Origin of the sequence: Oerskovia douganii (assembly GCF_015142735.1) — a bacterium.
GTDB lineage: Bacteria > Actinomycetota > Actinomycetes > Actinomycetales > Cellulomonadaceae > Oerskovia > Oerskovia douganii.
This window is the reverse complement of the sequence record NZ_JACSPN010000004.1, coordinates 25,665-40,887: the sequence shown is the minus strand read 5'-3', so window position 1 is coordinate 40,887 and position 15,223 is coordinate 25,665. Positions and strand designations below refer to the sequence as shown.

Below are 15,223 nucleotides of genomic sequence, written 5' to 3'. Positions count from 1 at the left end.
CGTGGCTACCGCGCGTGGCGCGCTGGTCCGGGGCGCGGTCGGCCTCTACCAGAGGATGCCGGCACGGGGCCGTCGCGCGGTCACGTGGCTCATGGAGCACCTGCCAGCGGCGATCGGCGAGCATCTCGCCGTCCTCGTCCTCGGTACCGCCGCGCGGCGCCCTGGACCGTTGCAGGTGCCCCGCGCCGACGTCCGGCTGTACATCGCCCCGGCCAACTACGCGGGACAGGGATACCGGTGGGCCCGTGCCGCGGAGCGGCTGCCCGGGGTGGCGGCGGTGAACATGGCGGCGGTCCTCCCCGCAGGGGGGTTCGCGTTCCCGGTCGACTACGCGGTGCCCCAGTTCGTGTACTCCTCGTCGAGGTCGTGGCAGCAGGAGCAGCGGCGCGCCGTCGAGCGGTTCTCGCACGTCCTGATCGAGGCCTGTCGCCCGCTGTTCCCTCGGTCGGGTGACGGTTCGGCGTTCTCCGAGGCGCGGGACCTGGCCTCGCACGGCGTCTCGGTCGCGATGGTGTGCCACGGGAGCGAGGTCCGGTTGCCGAGCCGGCACGCGGCCGCGGCACCGTGGTCACCCTTCCGCGACGACGGGTGGAAGGACGTGCCTGCCCTGGAGGCGCTCGCGCGCCGCAACAGGGAAGGCCTGGAGGCGTCGGGGCTGCCCGTGTTCGTCTCGACCCCTGACCTGCTGCTCGACGTACCGTGGGCGACCTGGCTCCCCGTGGTCGTCGAGCCTGCCGTGTGGGCGACGGACGAGCCTCCGCTGGAACGGCCGGTCCCGGTCGTCGTCCACGTGCCGAGCAGCGGCGTCATCAAGGGCACGTCGCTCATCGAGCCCGTCCTGGCGGACCTCGAGAGCCGTGGGTTGATCGAGTACCGCGCCGTTCACGGTGTCCCCTCCGCAGAGATGCCGGCCATCTATCGGGGTGCGGACATCGTGCTCGACCAGTTCCGGATCGGGAGCTATGGGGTCGCCGCGTGCGAGGCGATGGCTGCGGGACGGGTGGTGGTCTCGCACGTGGACGAGCAGGTGCGTGGTCATGTGCGGGGGGTCACGGGGGGTGAGGTGCCGATCGTCGAGGCGACGGTCGAGACGCTGGAGGGTGTGATCCTGGGGTTGCTCGAGGATCGTGAGGGTGCGCGGGAGGTGGCGGCGCGTGGTCCGGGGTTCGTCCGGGACGTGCACGACGGTCGGGCGTCGGCCCGTGCCCTCGCGGGCTTCCTGGGCGTTCCCGCGCAGGTCTGATCAGCGCTCGGGCGAGGCGACCGGCGCCGGGGCGGCCGCGCGTTCTTCCCGCGCGGCGAGGCGGGCGTCCCACCACCCACGCATGCGACGCTCGGCAGGCCGCTCGACCAGTCGGTGCATGAGCGCAGAGGCCGCCAGGGCCACCACGAAGGCCGCCGCGTACCACCAGAGGTTGTTCCACGACAGCGCCTGGCGCCCGAACTGGGCCAGCAGGACGTAGATGATCGTCGCGTGGACGAGGTAGAAGGTGTAGGACCACTCTCCGAGCGTGACGAGCCATCGCTTGCGGAGCAACGACCTGCCCCCGCGCAGGTCACGGGCCGCGACGGCGACGATGGCCACCGCGCAGGCGAGCATGACGAGCTCGTTCGCCGACCCCAGGAGCAGGCGGACCCCGGGGACCTCGGGGTGACGGACCCCGAGGACGACCGCTCCCACGACCGCGGCGACGGCGAGGTACCCGACCGAGGCAGCGACCCGCGGACGCCATGCCTTGCGGAAGGCCCAGGCGAGCGCCATGCCGAGCACGAACTCGGTGAGGCGGGTGATCGGCCAGGGCAGGGCAGCCCACCACTGGGTCGGCCAGGTGAGGGCCAGGAGCCGGTAGGTGAGCGCGAGGGCTGCCGTGCCGGCCGCCAGGACCAGCGCTCCGCGACGACCCCATCGGGCCAGCACCCGCTGGATCGGCGGGTGCATGGCGTAGAAGAACGCCTCGCAGGTCAACGTCCAGGCCGCAGGGTTGCCGGAGAACAGGACGGCGGGATCGCGGGACCAGCCCTGGAGCAGCAGCACGGACAGCAGGAGGACCCCGACGTCGACAGGCTTGACCCACCACTGCGCGGGGTCCGGGGCGAAGCTGTAGAAGACGGGGACCGCGAGCGCGAGAGCGACGATGTGCGACGGATAGATCCGCGCGAACCGGCGCCACCAGAACGTGGTGGCCCCCACCGTGGGCGACCACGACCAGGTGAGGACGAATCCCGAGAGGACGAAGAAGAACGTGACGCCGTAGTGGCCGTAGCGCAGGACCGGTTCGAGCGGGATCGGTGCGAACACCGCCATGTGGTAGAGGAAGACGACGAACGCGGCCCACCACCGCAGCCCGGTGAGCGAGCTGACCCGCGGCATCCGTTCGAGGACCGGCGGCAGGGGCGGGCGTGAGGTCACGGGTGCAGACCCTAGCAGCCGGGTTCGCTCCCGGGACGGTCGGTCGGGCACACGCCGCGTGGCAAGATAGGACCCGGCCTTCGACGCGAACGGGACTGTACGTGAAACTCATCGTGCGCACTCTGCGCAATCTCCTCCCGCTGCTCCCGCCGAGAGGACGTCGATTCCTCCTGCTGTACGTGATCGTCACGAGCGCGCTGGCGCTGCTGGACATCATGGCGATCGGGCTCCTGGCGCTGACCCTGACCCCGATGATCTCCGGCAAGGACATGGAGATCCCGTTGGTCGGCACGGTCGGCGAGGGAGGTTTCGTCCCGGTCCTTCTCGTGGCCTCGGGCCTGATCGTCCTCAAGGGCGTCCTCGCCGTGCTGCTGCAGTGGGCCGCCACGCGTCGTTTCGCCGAGTACGAGCTCGAGATCGGCGACCGCCTGTTCGACGCCTACATCAGGGCTCCGTGGACCGAGCGGCTCAAGCGCAGCACGGCCCAGCTCGTACGGCTGGCCGACGTCGGCATCGCCAACGTGACGGCGGGCTTCCTCCTGCCCGTCGTGAGCCTCCCGGCGCAGATCGTGACGTTCGTCGCGGTGCTCGGGGTGCTCGTCGTCGCCCAGCCGGCGACCGCGGCCATCACGCTGCTGTACCTCGGGCTGGTGGGCGCCCTCCTGTACTTCGGCGTCTCGAAGCGAGCGGTGCAGGCGGGCCGGGTCAACCGCGACGTGTCGTTCCGGGTCGCGAGCCTCATGACGGAGATGGTCGGCGCGCTCAAGGAGATCACGCTCCGCGACAAGGCGACCGAGGTGGCCCGCGTCGTCCACGACGAGCGCAAGTTCTCGACGCGGGCGCGATCGAACATCTCCTTCCTGGGTGCGGTCCCGCGGTACGTCCTGGAGTCGGCGCTCGTGGGGGGCTTCGTCGTGGTGGGTGGGTTCGCCTACCTCACCGGTGGTTCCGAGGGAGCCCTCGCGGCGGTCGCCCTGTTCGGGGTCGCCGGCTTCCGCATGGTTCCCTCGATCACGGCGTTCCAGTCCGTCATCACGCAGACGTCGTCGTCGGCCCCCCACGTGACCGCCGTCCTCGCCGACATCGCGGCCGCCGAGCGTTACGTCGCGGACGCCGAGACCGTCGGTCGGGCACCGCTCGACGCCGAGCCCCAGGTCCTCGAGCTGCGGGACGTCTCGTTCACGTACCCGGGCGCGACGACCCCGGCGCTCCGCGACGTGGACCTCACCATCCCGATCGGCAGCTCGCTCGCCCTGGTCGGGTCGTCAGGAGCGGGCAAGTCGACGTTGGTGGACCTGCTGCTCGGCCTGCTCGTCCCCTCCGACGGGTCCATCGCCCTGGACGGTCGGCCCCTGGTCGACGTGCTGGCCGCCTGGCGGTCTCGGGTGGGCTACGTTCCCCAGGACGTCTCGCTCTTCGACGCGAGCGTCGCCCAGAACGTCGCCCTCACCTGGGGTGACGACGCCGACCCCGAGCGGGTGCGCGAGGCGTTGCGTCGTGCACAGCTGCTCGAGCTGGTCGAGTCGCGCGAGGGGGGTATCCACGCCCGGATCGGGGACCGCGGCATCTCGCTGTCCGGTGGCCAGCGCCAGCGCCTGGGCATCGCCCGTGCTCTCTACGTGGACCCGCTCGTCCTCGTGCTCGACGAGGCCACGAGCGCGCTCGACACCAAGACGGAGTCCGACGTCACGCGGGCCATCCAGGAGCTGCAGGGCGAGGTGACGGTGATCTCGGTGGCGCACCGGCTCTCGACGATCCGTCACGCCGACCAGGTCTGCTTCATGAAGGACGCACGGATCGAGGCTCGCGGGACGTTCGACGAGCTGGTCCGGGACATCCCCGAGTTCGCGATCCAGGCCTCGCTCGCCGGCCTGACGGAAGCGCGGTGAAGCCTGCCGTCGATCTCGTCGTGGCGGTTCACGACACGTCGAGACCGATCGAGAGGGCCGTCGCGTCCGTGCGGGGCGGTCCGGTGCGGACGACCGTCGTCTGCCACGGGATCGGCGCGGAGGGCATCGAGCGCCGGTTGGCCGACGCAGGCCTCCTCGGCGACGACGTCCGCGTCGTGGAGCTGGCGGACGGGGTGCCCAGCCCGGCCGGTCCCTTCAACCACGGGCTCGACCTGGCCACCGCCGATCTCGTCGGCGTGATGGGGTCGGACGACTTCCTCGAGCCCGGCGCCCTCGCGGCATGGTCCCGTCTCGCGGATCGTGGCGCTGCGGTCGTCCTGGGGCGGCTGCGGCACCAGTCGGGCGAGGCCGTGCACGCGCCCCTCGTGAGGCCGTGGCGGCGTTCGAACCTGGACATGGTGCGCGACCGGTTGGCCTACCGGACCGCGCCCCTCGGCCTGCTGCGTCGTCGCGTGCTCGAGGACGGCGGGCTCCGGTTCACGCCGGGACTGCGGTCGGGCGAGGACCTGGCGCTCAGCGCCCGGCTCTGGACGAGCGGGCACCGGGTCGACCTCGCGTCCCGAGCCCCCGCGTACGTGATCGGTGCTGACGCCTCGTCGCGGACCTCGACCACCGCGATGCCGCTCGAGATCGAGCTGGCGCCCGTCCGTGACCTGCGCGGACGGCCCTGGCTCGCCGAGGTCGCCGAGGAGCAGCGGACCGCGCTGACGGTCAAGATCCTCCGGGTCCACCTGCTCGCGGCGGCGCTGCGACGTCCCGAGCCCGCGTCCTGGGGGCCGGGGGAGCGAGAGCACCTCGCGCGCGAGACCGTCGGCTGGCTCGCCCTCGCACCGCACGCCCCCGACCCGCTCGCCCGTGCGGACCGAGACCTGCTCGACGTGGTCGTCGGGGCGCACGACGACCACGACCTCGCCGACGGCGCAGCGCGTCGACGAGCAGCCGGACGCCGCGACGAGATCCTCACGCGCGGGCTCCGCCACGTCCTCGACCGGGAGAGCACCCTGCGCCGCTACCTGACCTATCGCCTGCGATGAGTGACCCCTACCCGACCCCGAAAGGTCCTTCGTGACTACCCGTCCACGGATGTTGATCCTGTCGTTCTCGCCCCTCGCGGGGGACGCGCGCGTCCTCAAGCAGATCCGACACTTCGCGCCGCTCTTCGACGTCACGACGTGCGGGTACGGACCCTCGCCTCACCCGGACGTGGAGCACCTGGAGATCCCGGCGTCCGCAGGGGTCGAGCTCGACGGCAGGCTGATCACCCTGCGCGCCTACCGGGCCGTCCACGCCCGGGTGCCGGCCGTGCGTGCGGCACGTGCGCTCCTGCGGTCCCGCCGGTTCGACGTCGCGATCGCGAACGACGTCGAGTCCGTCCCGGTCGTGCTCGGCGTCGTCCCGGCGTCGAGGGTCCTCGCGGACCTGCACGAGTTCTCACCCCGTCTCCACGAGGAGAGCGCTGCGTGGATGAGGCGCATCAGCCCGTACCTGTCCTGGCTCTGCCGCAGGTTCGTCTCGCGGGCCGGGGCGACGACCACGGTGAGCGACGGTCTTGCCCGCGAGTACGAGAAGCAGTTCGGCTTCCGACCGCAGGTCGTGACCAACGCGGCACCGTTCGCGGACCTGGAGCCCCAGGTCGTCGGATCTCCGATCCGGCTCGTCCACAGCGGCGCCGGTCTGCGGAACCGGAACCTCATGCTCATGCTCGACGCCGTCGAGGCGACCACGACGCCCGTGACGCTCGACCTCTTCCTCACGGCGAACGACCCCGGATACATCGCCGAGCTCCGTGAGAGGGCGCAGACCCTGCCGGGGGTGACCGTGCACGACCCGGTCCCGTACGACCGGCTGATCCACGTGCTGAACGACTACGACACGGGAGTCCACATGCTCCCGCCGTCGAGCTTCAACAACAGGTGGGCGTTGCCCAACAAGTTCTTCGACTACGTCCAGGCGAGGCTCGGGCTGCTGATCGGCCCGTCCCCCGAGATGGCCGCCTACGTCCAGAGGTGGGGGGTCGGCGCCGTCGCGGACGACTTCACGGCGGACGCGCTCACGGCCCGGCTCGACGACCTGACCCCCGAGTCCGTCCGGGCCTTCAAGGCCCGATCCCACGAGGCCGCCCCCGTCCTGGCGGCCGACACGCAGATCGCGATCTGGGCACAGACCGTCGATCGACTCCTGGAAGGAGCCCGGTGATGAGTGATCGTCCCAAGGTCCTCGTCCTGTCCTTCTCGCGGATCGCGACGGATGCTCGTGTCCTCAAGCAGGTGACTCTCCTGTCCCAGGACTTCGACGTCACGACCTGCGGGCACGGCCCGACGCCGCCCGGGGTCGTCGAGCACGTCGAGGTGCCGTCGGACCTCCAGGCCTGGCGCAAGGACCCCCGCTGGCTCCTCCTGCGTCAGTACTCGAGGGTCTACCGCACCAACGAGGCCGTGGCCTGGGCACGGGCGCACCTTCCGGTCGGCACGTTCGACGCGGTCCTCGCCGACGACGTCGAGGCGGTACCCCTGGCCCTCGACCTCCGCCCGCGCGGCGGGGTCCACGCCGACCTGCACGAGTACGCGCCGGGGCAGAACACCGAGCTGCTCCGCTGGCGGCTCTTCGTCGCGCCGTACCTGCGGTGGCTCTGCCGCCGGTTCGTCCCCAGGGCGGGGTCGGTCACCACGGTCGGTCCGGCGATCGCCCGACGCTACGAGAAGGAGCTCGGCGTCCCGGTCGGCGTGGTGATGAACGCGACGCCGTTCGCGGACCTCTCGGCGGGTCCCACCGCTGACCCCGTCCGGCTGGTCCACAGCGGGAACGCCCAGCGCAGCAGGGGCCTGGAGACGTTGATCGACGCTGTGGAGGCATCGACGACCGCCGTCTCGCTCGACCTGCTCCTGATGCCGAACGACCAGGTCTATCTCGACGAGCTCAAGGCGCGGGTGGCCGGCTCGACGAGGGTCAGGGTGCTCGACCCGGTGCCCTATGCGCGCCTGGTCGAGACGCTCAACCGCTACGACGTCGGGGTGCACGTGCTGCCGCCCCTGAACTTCAACAACAAGTGGGCGTTGCCCAACAAGTTCTTCGACTACGTCCAGGCGAGGCTCGGGCTCGTCGTCGGTCCGTCGCCCGAGATGGCCGACCTCGTCCGTGCCCGCGGGCTCGGTGCCGTGACCGACGACTTCACCGTCGCGTCGCTCGTCGCGACCCTCGACGGGCTCTCGCGGGAGGAGGTCGACGCGTGGCGCGAAAGCTCGGAGGCCTCGGCCCGTGAGCTCTCGGCCGAGGTCCAGTCGCTGCCGTGGCTCGAGGCCGTCACGGCGCTCGTCCGCCGGGCCCAGGCCTGACGGACGAGCGCCGCGGTCAGCCTGCGGACGGACGCTCGACCATCGCCGCGATCGCGCGCGCTGCCGCACGCCCGTCACCGTAGGGGGTGGCGTCCGTCGGGGCGGGCGTCGGCCGCAGGACGCCCGCGCTGATCTCCTCCGCGGTCCCTGCCAGCACGTTCCAGCCGAGCTCGACGGTCTCGACCCACTCCGTCTCGGTGCGGACGGTCGTGCACGGCACACCGAGGAGGAACGCCTCCTTCTGGAGACCGCCCGAGTCCGTCACGACGCCCGCGCTGGACAGCGCGGCCGAGACGAGGTCGGGGTACGCGAGGGGAGCGTGCGCGACGAGCGCCCCGGTGCTCAGGGAGATGCCCTGCTCCAGGGCCCGGGCCGCGACCCGGGGGTGCGCGAGCAGCACCACGGGCCGGTCGAGACCCGCGAGCGACTTGACGATCCCGCGCAGGCGCTCCGGGTCGTCGGTGTTCTCCGCGCGGTGGATGGTCGCCAGGTAGTAGCCGCCGTGGTCGAGCCCGAGCTCGTCGAGCAGGACCGACGGGCGACCGGCGACGGTGTCCCGCACCTGGAGGAGGACGTCGGTCATGACGTCACCGACCAGGAGCGACCGCTCGCCGAGCCCTTCGGCGGCGAGGTGTCCCATCGCGACCTCGGTCGGGGCGAGGCACAGGTCTGCGGCGTGGTCGGTGAGCACACGGTTGTGCTCCTCGGGCATACGACGGTTGAAGGAACGCAGGCCCGCCTCGAGGTGTGCGACACGAAGGTGCAGCTTGACCGCGCTGACCGCCGCGGCGAGCGTCGAGTTGGTGTCGCCGTAGGCCAGGACCCAGTCGGGACGGTGCTCGTCCAGGACGGCGTCGAGCGCCCCGAGGATGGCCCCGGTCTGCACGCCGTGGCTCCCGGAGCCGACGCCCAGGTGCACGTCGGGGTCGGGGATGCCGAGGTCCGAGAAGAACACGTCGGACAGGAGCGGGTCGTAGTGCTGGCCGGTGTGCACGATCACGTGCTCGACCCCGGCCTCCGTCGCGGCCCGCGAGATCGGGGCGAGCTTGACGAACTGCGGACGGGCACCGACGACGCTGAGAATCTTCACGGGCTCGATCTTAGGACGAGTCGGGGGCGAGGTGGCCGGTGGTAGCGTCTCGCGCGTGGTGAGTGACGAGAAGCAGCGGTCCGTCGTACGACCGGCCGTGGACGTGGTCGTCGCGGTCCACACCCCGGAGCGACCGGTCGAGAGGGCGGTCGGGTCCGTCGTCGGGCACAACACGTGCGACCTGCGGGTCACGGTCGTCTGCCACGACACCCCGCTCGACGGCATCCGGCACCGGCTCGCCGGGCTGGCCGACGACCCGCGGGTCCGCCTGGTGGAGCACCTCGACGGGGTGCGGTCGCCGGCCGGGCCCTTCAACAAGGGCCTCGAGCTCGCGTCCGCGGACTTCACCTCGGTCATGGGTTCCGACGACGTGCTGCGTCCCGGGGCCGTCGACTCGTGGCTGGCCCGGCAGCGCGCGGACGGTGCCGACGTCGTGATCACGCGTCTCGAGCACGCGAGCGGACGAGCCGTGCCCACGCCGCCGGTGCGGCCCTGGCGCCGTTCCCGCCTCGACGGGGCCCGTGACCGCCTCGCGTACCGTTCCGCACCCCTGGGCCTGGTGTCGCGCGAGCGGTTCGGGCACCTGCGGTTCACGCCTGGTGTGGCGGTCGGCGAGGACATCGAGTACGTCCTGGCGCTGTGGTTCTCGGGAGCGAGCATCAGCTTCGACCGTGGTGGTCCGGCGTACGTCATCAACGACGACGCGGGCGATCGGGTGACGTTCTCGCGCAAGCCGGTCGCCGCGGAGTTCGCCTTCCTCCCCGCCGTCCTCGCCGCCGCGTCCTCGTGGTCGGCCGCCGCCCGCCGTGCCTACGCGGTCAAGTTCCTGCGCGTGCAGGTGTTCGGCGCGGTGCTCAACCGGCCGGAGCCGTCGTGGTGGACGCGCGAGGAGCGGGACGCGCTGCGCGACCAGGTCCGCGCGGTCCTTGCCGTCGCGCCCGGCGCGGCAGCCCCCCTGTCGCTGGCCGACCGCCGCCTCCTCGACGCCGTCCTCGATCCCGGGGTCCCTGCGAGCGTGCTCGTGGAGCGTGCGCGGGCCCGGCGTCGGTTCGGGCGCCCGGAGACCGTGCTCACCCGCGCGCCCCGCCGCCTTCTCGACCGTGAGGCGCCGATCCGCTTCATGATCTCGTCGCTTGTGGCCCAGCGCTGAGCACGCACTATCCTGTCCGTGGGCGCCGCTCGGGAGAGGGCGCGCCGGTCACGGTCCCGTGGCCCTGTTCCCAGTGATTCTGAGGTTCTTCCTGATGCGTATCGCGGTCGTCGCTCTCGGCAAGATCGGCCTTCCCCTTGCTGTCCAGTTCGCCGACCAGGGTCACGATGTTGTCGGTGTCGACGTCAACGTCGCCCTGGTCGAAGAGGTCAACGCCGGCCGGGAGCCGTTCCCGGGCGAAGCGCACCTCGCCGAGAAGCTCGCGGAGGTGGTCCCTTCGGGCAGGCTCCGGGCGACCACCGACTATGCCGACGCGATCCCGGGGGCGGACGCCGTCGTTGTCGTCGTGCCGCTGTTCGTCGACGAGGAGACCGCGCAGCCCGACTTCGGCTGGATGGACACGGCGACGCGCTCCCTCTCCGCGCACCTCACGCCGGGCACCCTCGTCTCCTACGAGACGACGCTCCCCGTGGGCGTCACCCGCAACCGGTGGAAGCCCATGCTCGAGGAGGGGTCGGGGCTCACCGAGGGCAGCGACTTCCACCTGGTGTTCTCGCCCGAGCGGGTCCTCACGGGCCGGGTCTTCAGCGACCTGCGCCGCTACCCCAAGCTCGTCGGTGGACTGAGCGAGGAGGGGACGCGTCGCGCGATCGAGTTCTACGAGGCGGTGCTGACCTTCGACGAGCGGCCGGACCTCGCGCGCCCGAACGGCGTCTGGGACCTGGGGTCGCCCGAGGCGGCCGAGCTCGCCAAGCTGGCCGAGACGACCTACCGGGACGTCAACATCGGTCTCGCGAACCAGTTCGCGCTGTTCGCGGACAAGAGCGGGATCGACGTGTACGCGGTCATCGAGGCGTGCAACTCGCAGCCGTACAGCCACATCCACCGCCCGGGGATCGCCGTCGGGGGCCACTGCATCCCGGTCTACCCGCGCCTCTACCTCTCGGTGGACCCTGAGGCCTCGATCGTGCGTGACGCCCGCAGCGTGAACGCGTCGATGCCCGAGAGGGTCGTCACGAGGGCCGCCGAGCTGGTCGGGAGCCTGGACGGTCTCGACGTCGTCGTGCTGGGCGCGTCGTACCGCGGTGGCGTCAAGGAGACCGCGTTCTCGGGGGTCTTCGCCACCGTCGAGGCGCTGCACAAGCAGGGCGCCAACGTCATGGTCCACGACCCGATGTACGACGACGACGAGCTGACCGGTCTCGGGTTCTCCCCCTACCGCTACGGTCGGAGCACGGACGTGGTGATCGTCCAGGCGGACCACGCCGAGTATCGCGAGATCGGTCCTGAGCAGGTGCCGGGCGTGCGGCTGCTGGTCGACGGGCGCAACATCACCGACGCGGCCCGCTGGGCCGGCACGCCTCGGCTCGTGATCGGTCAGGGTTCGCACGCATGACCCTGGAGCGCGTCTCGGGCACCGCTGACGTCCGCGTCGTCGCGGTCGTCGTCGCCTACAACCGCCGTGACCTGCTCGTCGAGGCGCTGGACGCACTCGCTGCTCAGACCCACGCGCTCGCAGGGGTCGTCGTCATCGACAACCGCTCGGACGACGACTCGGCAGTCGTGGCCGAGGAGCACCCCATCGGGGCCCGGGTCCTCGAGCTCAACCGGAACACCGGCGGTGCGGGGGGCTTCGCCGCCGGCATCGCGCACGCCCTGGCGACGTTCGACCCAGAGTGCGTCTGGCTGATGGACGACGACACGATCCCGACGCCGACCGCGCTCGCCGAGCTGCTCCGTGCACGCGCGGAGTACCCGGAGCCGGTCGCCCTCCTCGGCAGCCGGGTCGTGTGGCACGACGGTCGCGACCACCCGATGAACACTCCTCGTCGTCGCCCCGGGGCGACGAAGGACGAGATCGCCGACTCCGCCGAGGTGGGCGCCGTCCCCGTGCGGTCGAGCTCGTTCGTCTCGATGCTGGTCGACTCGCGGGCGATCCGCTACCACGGTCTGCCGATCGCGGACTACTTCATCTGGAACGACGACTTCGAGTTCTCGGCGCGGCTCCTGCGGCGGGGGATCGGCCTGTACGTGCCGAGCAGCGTCGTCGAGCACCGGACCAAGGTGTTCGGCGCGACGGACACCGACCCCGGGGAGCGGTTCTACTTCGAGGTGCGGAACAAGGTCTGGATGCTCACCAGGTCGTCGGCGCTGAGCCCCGAGGAGAGGATCCTGTACACGGGTGCGTCCGTGCGCCGGTGGGTCCGGACGTTCGCCGGCTCGACGCGACGGGACGTCCTGCGCAAGGCCGCGCTCAAGGGCGTGCGCGACGGGGTCTTCCGGTCTCCTCGCCCCACGGCGCAGGTCCTGGAGGGGTCGGGCGTGCCGTCGAGCGAGGTGCAGGACGTCGTCTCGCCCCCGGTCCGACACGATGGCGGCTGACGCGGTGACGCCCTTGCCGTTCTCGGTGCTCCTGCCCGTGTACGCCGGCGACTCGCCCTCCTTCGTGCGGCGCGCCTTCGAGTCGGTCACGGTCGACCAGTCGTTGCAGCCCGACGAGGTCGTCGTGGTGCAGGACGGCCCCGTGGGTGCCGAGCTCGCCGAGGAGATCGCGCACCTCCGCGACTCGACCACGGTCGCCGTCCGGGTCCTGCAGCTCGAGCACAACGTCGGTCTGGCCCGCGCGCTCGACGCCGGTCTGGCAGCGTGCACGTTCGACGTGGTCGCGCGCATGGACGCTGACGACATCGCCCGCCCCGCGCGGTTCGCCGAGCAGCTCGCCCTGATCGCGGAGGGCTATGACATCGTCGGGTCCGCGATCCAGGAGTTCGCGGACGAGCGGCGGCCGGGGGCGGTCCGGGTGCCACCCGGTTCCCCCCAGGAGATCGAGCGGTCGGCGCGGTTCCGCTCGCCGTTCAACCATCCGTCGGTGGTCTTCCGCCGGGAGGCCGTCCGTGCGGCAGGCGGGTACGAGGACCTCCCGCTGATGGAGGACTACTGGTTGTGGGCGCGGATGATCGCCCAGGGCGCCAGGGGCAGGAACCTGCCCGAGCCGCTGGTCATGTACCGGGTCGGCGCCGGCGCCTACGCGCGGCGGGGCGGGGCGAACCTCCTGCGCTCGGAGCTCGAGCTCCAGCGGCGCATGCGCAGGATCGGCTTCACGACACGGACCCAGTTCGCCCGGAACCTGGCGGTCCGGGGGACGTACCGGCTCGTCCCGGAAGCTCTTCGCCGCCGGACCTACCGGTCGCTCTTCGCGGAGGAGACACCGGGCTGAGCTAGGCTGTGCGCGCTCTTCCCCCTTCGCTCGTCCCGTGCGAGCATGCCCGCTTTCTCGTGGAATCCGAGGTGAGGTTCGTTGTCGGACTGGCTTCCCGTGTCCGGTGCGTTCTTGTGTGCTCTCCTCGTCCTGTGGGTCCCCGGAGGGCTCGTCGTCAGGGTGCTCGGCGTCCGCGGGGTCCTCGGCTGGGGGATCGCGCCGGTCGTCACCGGCGCGATCGCGGCGGCGGCCGCGATGGTGGCTCCCGCGCTCGGGCTCCGGTGGTCGGCGTGGGTCCTCGTCGGTGCGACGGGGGTCGTGCTTCTCCTCTCCCTGCTCGTGCGCCTGTGGCTGCGCCCGGCCACCCTGCCGTCGAGCCTGCCACCCCGCCGGTTGTCGTGGGCGGTCGGGCTGTCGACCGCCGTGGGGCTCGCCGTCTCGTTCGTGCTCGGGGTCGCGCGCTTCGTCGGTGCCGTTCCTGACCCCTCCCGGGTCGCCCAGACGTACGACACCGCGTTCCACCTCAACTCCGTGCAGATGATGCTCGAGACCGGCGACGCCTCGTCCCTGCACATGACGCTCGCCTATCCGGGGCAGTCGGTCTCGTTCTACCCGGCGATGTGGCACGGGCTCGTCTCGTTGATCGTCCAGGTCAGCGGTGTCGGCGTGGCGCAGGCGACCAACGTGCTCGCGCTCGTGGTGGCGTTCGTCGTCTGGCCCGTGTCGCTCGCGGCGCTCGCCCGGGCTCTCTTCGGAGCGCGCCCGCTCCTCGTTGGCCTCACGGCGATGTTCGCACTGCTCCTGCCGCAGTTCCCGGTGCGGCTCCTCTCGTTCGGCATCCTCTACCCGACCCTTCTCGCCTACGCGTTCCTGCCCGCCGTCCTGGCGATGTTCGTGCTGGCGGTCGATGCCCGCGGGCCACGTGCCCGGGTCCTCGGCCTCCTGCTCGGGGTGACGGGCTGGGGCGCGCTCGCGCTCGCGCAGACGAGTGCGGCCTTCGCGCTGATGTTCCTCCTCGTGCCGCTCCTCTTCCACGCGCTCGCTGCCTGGTCGACGGAGGCGCGACGCCGGGGCAGACGGCGGTCGACCGTCGTCTCGGTGTGGGTGCTCGTGCTCGGGGCGGCGGCGCTGGCCTACGCGCTGGCCGGGAGGGTCTCGACGATCGCGGCGATGCGGTCGAAGGTCGACTGGCCGGAGACGCTCTCCCTCCTCGGTGCGCTGCGGTCGGCGGTCACGTTCTCGTCCATCGATCCCGTGATCGCGCCGTCGTGGATCATGGCGGTCCTGGTCCTCGTCGGGACGGTCGCCGCGCTGCGTCGTCGGGCGTGGCGATGGATCCCGTTCGGCTACCTCGTCCTGCTGGTCCTGTACGTCGTGAGCCGGGCCTCTCCCGCGTGGTTGCGCACCGAGCTCACGGGATACTGGTACGGGGACGCCCCCCGGCTCGCCGGCCTGCTGCCGGTGCTGGCGGTCCCCCTCGCGGCGCTGGGGGCCGTCGCCCTCGTCCAGGCGGCCCGGCTGCTCGTGGCCCGGTTCCGGCCGTCGTGGAGGCCCACCGGTGCGGTCCTCCTGGCCTGCGGGCTCGTCGCGGGGCTGGTCGGCACGCTGCTGGTCTCACGGATGCAGCCCACGGAGGACGCCGACCGCTGGATGGCCTGGACGTACAGGGTGGACCCTGACGCCGAGTCGTCGGTGGGGCTCCTCGACGCGGACGAGCAGGCACTGCTCGACGAGGTCGACGAGATCGTCCCCGAAGGCGTGCGGATCGCAGGGAACCCGTGGAACGGGAGCGCGCTCGTCTGGGCGCTCGCCGAGCGCGAGGCCGTCTTCCCTCACCTGAACATGTCCTTCGACGTCCCGCGCGCGGTCGTCGCCGAACGTCTCAACGAGGCTCGCGTGGACCCCACGGTGTGCGAGGCGGTCGAGGACCTCGGGCTCGGGTACGTCCTGGACATGGGACCGTCCCTGTGGGGAGGGGACCCGGCGGGCAGGGACGCACGTTTCGGAGGTCTCGAGGGGCTCGTCGAGTCGGGGGTCGCCGAGGTCGTCGCGACCGAGGGAGACGCGGAGCTGCTCCGGATCACGGCATGTGACTGACCGAAGGGCAAGAGGGATGTGAACGTTGTGTGGGG

The 15,223-nt window shown here is 71.8% G+C and carries 12 protein-coding genes; 10 read left to right on the top strand and 2 right to left on the bottom strand.

The window, feature by feature from the left end; genetic code table 11:
* The first annotated feature begins 1 nt into the window (after position 1).
* The gene (locus H9623_RS04405; RefSeq protein WP_193718851.1) at positions 2–1,243 is read left to right on the top strand and encodes a glycosyltransferase family protein; all 1,242 of its coding nucleotides are present in this window, start codon (positions 2–4) and stop codon (positions 1,241–1,243) included.
* Here H9623_RS04405 and H9623_RS04400 read toward each other — a convergent pair whose 3' ends face one another.
* Positions 1,244–2,410, bottom strand: a complete 1,167-nt coding sequence (locus tag H9623_RS04400) for an acyltransferase family protein (RefSeq protein ID WP_321575279.1) — start codon at positions 2,408–2,410, stop codon at positions 1,244–1,246.
* A gap of 101 nt (positions 2,411–2,511) precedes the next feature.
* Between H9623_RS04400 and H9623_RS04395 the strand changes: the two genes are divergently transcribed.
* Genes H9623_RS04395 through H9623_RS04380 form a run of 4 tightly spaced genes read left to right on the top strand, consistent with a single transcriptional unit; the run spans position 2,512 to position 7,652 of the window.
* The gene (locus H9623_RS04395) at positions 2,512–4,299 is read left to right on the top strand and encodes an ABC transporter ATP-binding protein (protein WP_193718850.1); all 1,788 of its coding nucleotides are present in this window, start codon (positions 2,512–2,514) and stop codon (positions 4,297–4,299) included.
* Between the two features lie 20 nt (positions 4,300–4,319).
* Complete coding sequence (locus H9623_RS04390; protein WP_193718849.1) at positions 4,320–5,354, top strand: glycosyltransferase; 1,035 nt, start codon at positions 4,320–4,322, stop codon at positions 5,352–5,354.
* A gap of 49 nt (positions 5,355–5,403) precedes the next feature.
* Positions 5,404–6,516, top strand: coding sequence for a glycosyltransferase family protein (locus H9623_RS04385; RefSeq protein WP_193718848.1), 1,113 nt, complete (start codon positions 5,404–5,406; stop codon positions 6,514–6,516).
* Positions 6,516–7,652 carry a glycosyltransferase family protein gene (locus tag H9623_RS04380; protein WP_193718847.1) on the top strand — a complete coding sequence of 379 codons (1,137 nt, stop codon included), beginning with the start codon at positions 6,516–6,518 and terminating at the stop codon, positions 7,650–7,652. Before H9623_RS04385 ends, H9623_RS04380 begins: the two co-directional genes overlap by 1 nt.
* A 16-nt stretch (positions 7,653–7,668) precedes the next feature.
* Here H9623_RS04380 and wecB read toward each other — a convergent pair whose 3' ends face one another.
* Positions 7,669–8,742, bottom strand: coding sequence for a non-hydrolyzing UDP-N-acetylglucosamine 2-epimerase (gene wecB, locus H9623_RS04375; RefSeq protein ID WP_193718846.1), 1,074 nt, complete (start codon positions 8,740–8,742; stop codon positions 7,669–7,671).
* 58 nt (positions 8,743–8,800) lie between these two features.
* Between wecB and H9623_RS04370 the strand changes: the two genes are divergently transcribed.
* The 5 genes from H9623_RS04370 (at position 8,801) to H9623_RS04350 (ending at position 15,188) form a co-directional block, all read left to right on the top strand.
* A complete protein-coding gene (locus H9623_RS04370) occupies positions 8,801–9,892 on the top strand; it encodes a glycosyltransferase (RefSeq protein ID WP_193718845.1) in 1,092 nt (363 codons plus the stop codon).
* Between the two features lie 94 nt (positions 9,893–9,986).
* Positions 9,987–11,288 (top strand): nucleotide sugar dehydrogenase, encoded by a 1,302-nt coding sequence (locus H9623_RS04365; protein WP_193718844.1) that lies wholly within the window; start codon positions 9,987–9,989, stop codon positions 11,286–11,288.
* Entirely contained in the window at positions 11,285–12,274 is a 990-nt protein-coding gene (locus tag H9623_RS04360; RefSeq protein ID WP_193718843.1) for a glycosyltransferase, read from the top strand. The genes H9623_RS04365 and H9623_RS04360 overlap by 4 nt, the downstream gene beginning before the upstream one ends.
* Positions 12,275–12,278: 4 nt before the next feature.
* Positions 12,279–13,109, top strand: a complete 831-nt coding sequence (locus H9623_RS04355) for a glycosyltransferase (protein ID WP_321575278.1) — start codon at positions 12,279–12,281, stop codon at positions 13,107–13,109.
* A gap of 81 nt (positions 13,110–13,190) precedes the next feature.
* Entirely contained in the window at positions 13,191–15,188 is a 1,998-nt protein-coding gene (locus H9623_RS04350) for a DUF6541 family protein (RefSeq protein ID WP_193718841.1), read from the top strand.
* Positions 15,189–15,223: the final 35 nt, after the last annotated feature.

Bases quoted from the DNA above. Each gene is read 5' to 3' on its own strand.
- H9623_RS04385 (WP_193718848.1), top strand. From the start codon at position 5,404: ATGTTGATCCTGTCGTTCTCGCCCCTCGCGGGGGACGCGCGCGTCCTC.
- H9623_RS04380 (WP_193718847.1), top strand. From the start codon at position 6,516: ATGAGTGATCGTCCCAAGGTCCTCGTCCTGTCCTTCTCGCGGATCGCG.
- H9623_RS04365 (WP_193718844.1), top strand. From the start codon at position 9,987: ATGCGTATCGCGGTCGTCGCTCTCGGCAAGATCGGCCTTCCCCTTGCT.
- H9623_RS04360 (WP_193718843.1), top strand. From the start codon at position 11,285: ATGACCCTGGAGCGCGTCTCGGGCACCGCTGACGTCCGCGTCGTCGCG.